This is a genomic window from Polaromonas sp., assembly GCF_029945925.1.
Taxonomy (GTDB): domain Bacteria; phylum Pseudomonadota; class Gammaproteobacteria; order Burkholderiales; family Burkholderiaceae_C; genus Polaromonas.
The window spans coordinates 1-6,247 of the sequence record NZ_JAQSDN010000011.1; the positions used below are offsets into that span (position 1 = coordinate 1).

Below are 6,247 nucleotides of genomic sequence, written 5' to 3' on the forward strand. Positions count from 1 at the left end.
CTGGCGTTGTTTGAGCCGCAGGCGAGTTTAGCCAGACCCCGCTTTTGGCGAGCACTACAGGTTGCCCGCAGCGAAGCGAAGGGACCCAGACCATCGGGTCGCCTTTCTTTTGGGTACTTTTCTTTGGCGACGCAAAGAAAAGTGCCTCGCCCGCCGGGGCGAGACCCGGCTTGTTGGCGCACTACAGACAGACAAATCAAGCCGATACCAGATCACCGCGCAGCAAGGCAGCGCGTAACCCGAACTGTAGGAACTCCCTGACGGCAGGTCAGCGCCCCTTCCTGCTTGATCCAGCACACCAACAGGCAAGAATCAATGCATACATAACAAGGAGTTCTCCATGTCGATTTCAATGATTCTGCTCATCGTCCTCATCCTGATTCTGGTGGGCGCACTGCCGACCTGGGGCCACAGCCGCTCATGGGGCTACGGTCCCAGCGGTGGTTTGGGACTGATTGTCATCATCCTGATCGTGCTGCTGCTGATGGGCCGCATCTAGAGCTCCCAGCACCTCGAACAAAAAAGGACCCTGCCGCAAGGCGGGGTCCTTTTTTTTTGCGCTACGCGCGAGGGCCCGGTGAAACCGTCTCAGCTGTTGATCTGTGCCCAGGCTTTGTAGCTGCCGCATCACAAGCCCTGCGGGCAGTTATCAGCCTGCGCTGAAAAGCCTTGCCTCAACCCACCAGTTGAAGCCAGGCTTTTTAGCTACGGCATAACAAGCCCTGCGGGCAGTTGTCAGCCTGCGCTGAAAAGCCCGGTTTCAACCCACCAGTTGAAGCCAGGCTTTTTCAATCCGCTTGATGCTCACCGGCTGCGGCGTGCGCAGCTCCTGTGCGAAAAAGCTGACACGCAGCTCCTCGAGCAGCCAGCGCAGCTCCTGCAGCCTGGCGTCCGTCGCGCCCTTGCGCTCGGCCACCAGGCGCCAGTAGCGCTGTTCCTGGGGCCGCAACTCGGCCAGCCGCGCCGCATCACGGGCCGGGTCGGCGCGCCACTTCTCCAGCCGCAAGGTGATGGCCTTGAGGTAGCGCGGAAAGTGCTGCAGTTGCGTGTAGGGCGTGAGCGTCAGGAAACGTTTGGGCACCAGGCGCTGCAGCTGCTGCGCTGCATCCGCGGCGGCCTCGGCGGCGTTTTTGGTGTCCTTGATCTTGCGCTGCGCCGCGGCAAACTCGACCAGGATGCCGGCCGCCAGCCGCGCGACTTCGCTGGCAATCAGCGTCAGGCGCCCGCGTCCGTCGTCGATGCGTTTCTTGAAGTCGGCCTCGTTGGTCGGCAGCGGGTCCAGTAAAAAGGCGCGATCCAGCGCCACTTCGATGATCTGATCGCGCAGTTCTTCCAGCGTGCCGCCGCCCGTGTGGTCGGCCGCGCGGCCGACCAGCATGTAGGCAGTGGCCATTTTCTGCAGCTCGGGCAAATTCTTTTCCAGGTACTTCAGGGCGTCCTTGATCTGCAGCGAAAACAGGCGCCGCAAACCGGCGCGGTGTTTGGCCGCGGCCACGTCGGGCTCGTCGAACACCTCAATGGTCACCGCGTCGCCGAGGTCGATCAGCGCCGGGAAACCGATCAGCGTTTGTTTGCCCTTGCTGATTTCCATGAGTTCGGGCAGCTCGCCAAAACTCCAGCTGGTGTAGCGTTCCGGCGTCCTGACCGTGGAAGCCTTCTGATCTGCTATGTTTTCAGGAGCTGCTTGCGCCCGCCCCTTCTGGGCTGGAGGCCGATTTGACTCAGAATCCCGGGACTCCTGCGGCGCGGGGCGCGTCTTCAACCCGGCCAGCGCCTGGAAAGCGCCGCGCGCCTGCGAACCCAGCTCGCCCTTGAGCGCCCCGAGGTTGCGGCCCGTGCCGAGCTGGCGGCCATGCTCGTCAATCACGCGGAAGTTCATGAACAGATGCGGCGCCAGCATGTCGATTTTCATGTCGCCGCGCTTGATGTCCAGCGAGGTCGCGTCACGCACCAGCTTGAGCACGGCGTCCGTCAGCGAGCCCGCACCGAACTTCTCCGGCTGCAGCAGCTCCGCCGCCATGCGCGCCGCGGTATCGGGCAGCGGCACCAGGCGCGAACGCGGCCGCTGGTGCAAGGTCTTGATCAGGGCCTGGATCTTGTCCTTGAGCATGCCGGGCACCAGCCACTCGCAGCGCTCCTCGTTGACCTGGTTCAGGGCAAACAGCGGCACATCGACAGTGACGCCGTCCTTGGCGTCGCCCGGCTCATGCAGATACGTCGCCGTGCAATCAACGCCGCCCAGACGCAGCGTTTTGGGAAAAGCCTGGGTGGTGATGCCGGCCGCCTCGTGGCGCATCAGCTCTTCGCGGCTCAGGAGCAGCAGCTGGGGCTGCTTTTTGACCTCGTCCTTGTACCAGTGTTCGCAACCAGCGCCGGTGCAGATGTCGGCCGGCAGTTGCTGGTCGTAAAAGGCATAAATCAGCTCTTCATCGACCAGCACGTCCTGACGCCGCGCCTTGTGCTCCAGGTCCTGCACCTGTTCAATCAACTTGAGGTTGGCCGCCAGGAAAGGCAGCTTGGTGTCCCAGTTGCCGGCGACCAGCGCTTCGCGGATGAAAATCTCGCGCGCCGTCACCGGGTCGACACGACCGAAGTTGACGCGCCGGCCGTTGTAAATCACCAGGCCGTACAGCGTGGCGCGTTCCAGCGCCGTGACCTGCGCGGCCTTTTTCTCCCAGTGCGGGTCCAGCAGCTGTTTTTTGAGCAGATGGCCGGCGACCTGCTCGACCCACTGCGGCTCGATGTTGGCAATGCCGCGGCCGAACAGGCGCGTGGTTTCCACGAGTTCGGCCGCCACGATCCAGCGCCCCGGTTTTTTACTCAGTTTGGCGCCAGGGTGGCGGTAGAACTTGATGCCGCGCGCGCCCAGGTACCAGTCGTCTTCCTCGTTCTTGATACCAAGGTTGCCAAGCAGGCCGCAGAGCATGGACAGGTGCAGCTGCTCGTAACTGGCGGGCTTGTCGTTGAGCACCCATTTCTGCTCGCCCACCACCGCGTGCAGCTGTGAATGGATGTCGCGCCATTCGCGCACGCGCCGGATGTTGATGTAGTTTTCGCGCAGCAGGTTTTCGTACTGGCGGTTGGACAATTTGTGTGAATGGTGGGTCAGACCCCGATGACCGGAGGCGTCCGCGCCAGCGGACGGCTCGGTAGATCGGGCTCTGACCCCCACTGGTTGAATGTCCCCGTGTGAGGGTTTCCCGCCGCGTGTATCGCCCAGCCACTTCCACAGCTTGAGGTAACCCGAAAATTCGCTTTTTTCATCGTCGAACTTGGCATGCGCCTGGTCAGCCTGGGCCTGCTTGTCCATGGGGCGGTCGCGCACGTCCTGCACGCTGAGCGCACTGGCAATCACCAGCACCTCGTCGAGCGCCTGCCGCTCTTTGGCTTCCAGGATCATGCGGCCCACACGCGGGTCCAACGGCAGCCGGGCCAGGTTGCGGCCCACCGGCGTCAGTTCGTTGTCGTCGTCCACCGCGCCGAGTTCGGCCAGCAACTGGTAGCCGTCGGCAATCGCACGGCCCTGGGGCGGCTCGATGAAGGCAAAACTTTCAATCGTGCCCAGGTGCAGCGCCTTCATGCGCAAAATCACCGCCGCCAGCGAACTGCGCAGGATTTCGGGATCGGTGAAACGCGGCCGGCCCAGAAAGTCCTGCTCGTCGTACAGGCGGATGCAGATGCCGTCGGCCACGCGGCCGCAGCGCCCGGCGCGCTGGTTCGCCGCCGCCTGCGACACCGGCTCGACCATCAGCTGCTCGACCTTGTTGCGAAAGCTGTAGCGCTTGACACGCGCCGTGCCGGCGTCGATCACGTAACGGATGCCCGGCACCGTCAGCGAGGTCTCGGCCACATTGGTGGCCAGCACGATGCGCCGGCCGGTATGGCCGTCAAAAATACGGTCCTGTTCGGCCTGCGACAGGCGCGCAAACAGCGGCAGCACCTCGGCATTGCGAAACAGCGGCTGATGCGCGAGGTGTTTGCGCAAATGGTCGGCCGCCTCGCGGATTTCACGCTCACCCGGCAGGAATATCAGGATGTCGCCGGCACTGTGCGGGTTGCGCCAGAGCTCGTCCACGCCGTCGGCGATCGCATCGTTGAGGTCGTAGTCGCGCGACTCTTCATACGGACGGTAACGCTGCTCGACCGGAAACATGCGACCCGATACCATGATCACCGGCGCTGGCCCTTTGCTTGAAGCAAAGTAATCCGCAAACCGCTGCGCATCAATCGTCGCCGAGGTGATGACCACCTTCAGGTCGGGCCGGCGCGGCAGGAGCTGGCGCAGGTAGCCGAGCAGGAAGTCGATGTTCAGGCTGCGCTCGTGCGCCTCATCGATGATGATGGTGTCGTAGGCCTTCAGCAGCGGATCGGTCTGCGTCTCGGCCAGCAAGATGCCGTCGGTCATGAGTTTGACCGAGGCGTCGCGGCTCAGCCGGTCCTGGAAACGCACCTTGTAGCCGACCACGTCGCCCAGCGGTGTCTTGAGTTCTTCGGCAATCCGCTTGGCCACGCTGGAGGCGGCAATGCGGCGCGGCTGGGTGTGGCCGATCAGCCGGCCCTGGCCCGCCGGGTAGTTGAGCTTGCCGCGGCCCATGGCCAGCGCAATCTTGGGCAACTGCGTGGTTTTGCCCGAGCCGGTTTCACCGCAAACGATGACGACCTGGTGGGCCTGGATGGCGGCGGTGATTTCCTCGCGTTTACCCGAGACGGGCAAGGACTCGGGGAAATCAATCTGCAAGGGCACGGACAAGGGGGACGAGGACAAGGGATGGGGCTCAAAACCACTGATTATCGGTGCTGGCGGGCGCCCGCCCGTCAACAGGGCCAAGACAATGCTTCAAGCGGCTTGCAGCACCGGCAGCTCGACCGCTTCGCCACTGGCCTGGTCCAGCCAGGCGACCCGGCTTGCATACGACATGGCAGTGCGCGACATCGCCTTGCAGGCGGCCAGCACGCTAGAAGCCCTGGCCGCCGGGTCGGACACCAGCAACACGCCGACACCGATTTCAGCCTGCCAGCGCGTCTGCTCGCTTTCGCGCCGCGCCGCGTCGAGGCTGGTGCTGAGAACCACCGATTTGGACAGGCGTGCTTCCACCTGGTGCGCCAGCCGGATCAGCTGGCCACTGTCGTTGCAATCACGCAGAAGCAGCACAAAGCCGTCACCCGAAAACCGCCCCATCTCGACGTAGGCCGGCACCGCGCGCCGCAAGCGCCCGGCACAGACAAACAGCGCGTGGTTGACCGCCGCCATGCCGTGCAGGCGCTCGAGCGCGTAGAGGTTGCCTATGCTCACGACCATCACGCCCACCTGCGGCCCCCGGTGGGGTGCCGGCCGCGCATTGACCGCTGCCCGGGCACCGCCCCCGCTGTCAACTTCGGCTGCGTCCGGCTCGGCCGGCCCGGCCGGCTCGTCCCGGCGGCGCCGGAAGATATCCCCGATCATCTGCCCGGTTTCATTGTGTGAACGCATGCGGGTCACCGGGTCATAACTGGGCCCCATCGCCATGACCTGGTGCAGCTCGATCAGGTAGGAGTAGCGCGTCCAGAGCGCCGCGGCCATGGTCACGAGGTAGGCGGTTCCGGCGAGCGCGCTGACCGCATGCACCGGCCAGGGCTCCTGTCCGCGCACCAGCGCGATCCAGCCCAGGCCCGGCATGGCCACCAGCATGAAAAACACCCCGAGTACGGCCGTCCAGGCCAGCCGGTCTCCGCGGTAGGCGCTGCGCAGCGACACGGCCAGCGCCACCACACCCAGAGTCCAGGCGAACCCGAGACCCAGCGCGAGTGAGGGAACCGGCGGCAGCAGCCAGCCCGCCGCCATCACGCCCAGGACCAGCACCGTCAGCGCCAGCCGGGTCTGCAGCCGCGTCTTCCTGCTGTCCAGCAGACCCAGGATGGAAAGCAGCAGGTAAGCCAGAAAGCCCGAGACCAGCATCGCAATATGCGCCAGAACCCGCGCCAGCCTGCTTTCATCGTCAATCGGCAGGCCGCCCAGAAAGGCGACGACGAAAAAACTCGAGACCGTGGCCGACAGGCCGGCATTGAGCGAGATGCGGTGCAGCGAACGGGTGAACGCCAGCGCCGAGCCCGCCAGCATCAGGGCCGCCGTGCCGAAATAAACGCCCCAGAAGCCAAACGCGAGTTTGTCCATGAATGGCCGCATTATCCGGCGAAACGGCCGCCGGCAGCGGGCGCAGCCTTGTCCAACGAGGTATGAGCCTGAAGGAGGCGCGTATTTCCAACGAAA

The 6,247-nt window shown here is 64.4% G+C and carries 3 protein-coding genes; 1 reads left to right on the forward strand and 2 read right to left on the reverse strand.

What is annotated here, in order from left to right; translation table 11 throughout:
* The first annotated feature begins 340 nt into the window (after positions 1–340).
* On the forward strand, positions 341–499 hold the full coding sequence (locus PSV40_RS03280; protein ID WP_096699913.1) for a DUF3309 family protein: 159 nt from the start codon (positions 341–343) through the stop codon (positions 497–499).
* A 261-nt stretch (positions 500–760) separates the two neighbouring features.
* Here PSV40_RS03280 and hrpA read toward each other — a convergent pair whose 3' ends face one another.
* Positions 761–4,765, reverse strand: coding sequence for an ATP-dependent RNA helicase HrpA (gene hrpA / locus PSV40_RS03285; protein WP_300534137.1), 4,005 nt, complete (start codon positions 4,763–4,765; stop codon positions 761–763).
* A 72-nt stretch (positions 4,766–4,837) separates the two neighbouring features.
* Positions 4,838–6,151, reverse strand: a complete 1,314-nt coding sequence (locus PSV40_RS03290) for a GGDEF domain-containing protein (protein ID WP_300534140.1) — start codon at positions 6,149–6,151, stop codon at positions 4,838–4,840.
* Positions 6,152–6,247 lie beyond the last annotated feature (96 nt).

Excerpts from the sequence above, each read along its gene's own strand:
- PSV40_RS03290 (WP_300534140.1), bottom strand. The coding sequence starts at position 6,151 with ATGGACAAACTCGCGTTTGGCTTCTGGGGCGTTTATTTCGGCACGGCG.
- PSV40_RS03280 (WP_096699913.1), top strand. The coding sequence starts at position 341 with ATGTCGATTTCAATGATTCTGCTCATCGTCCTCATCCTGATTCTGGTG.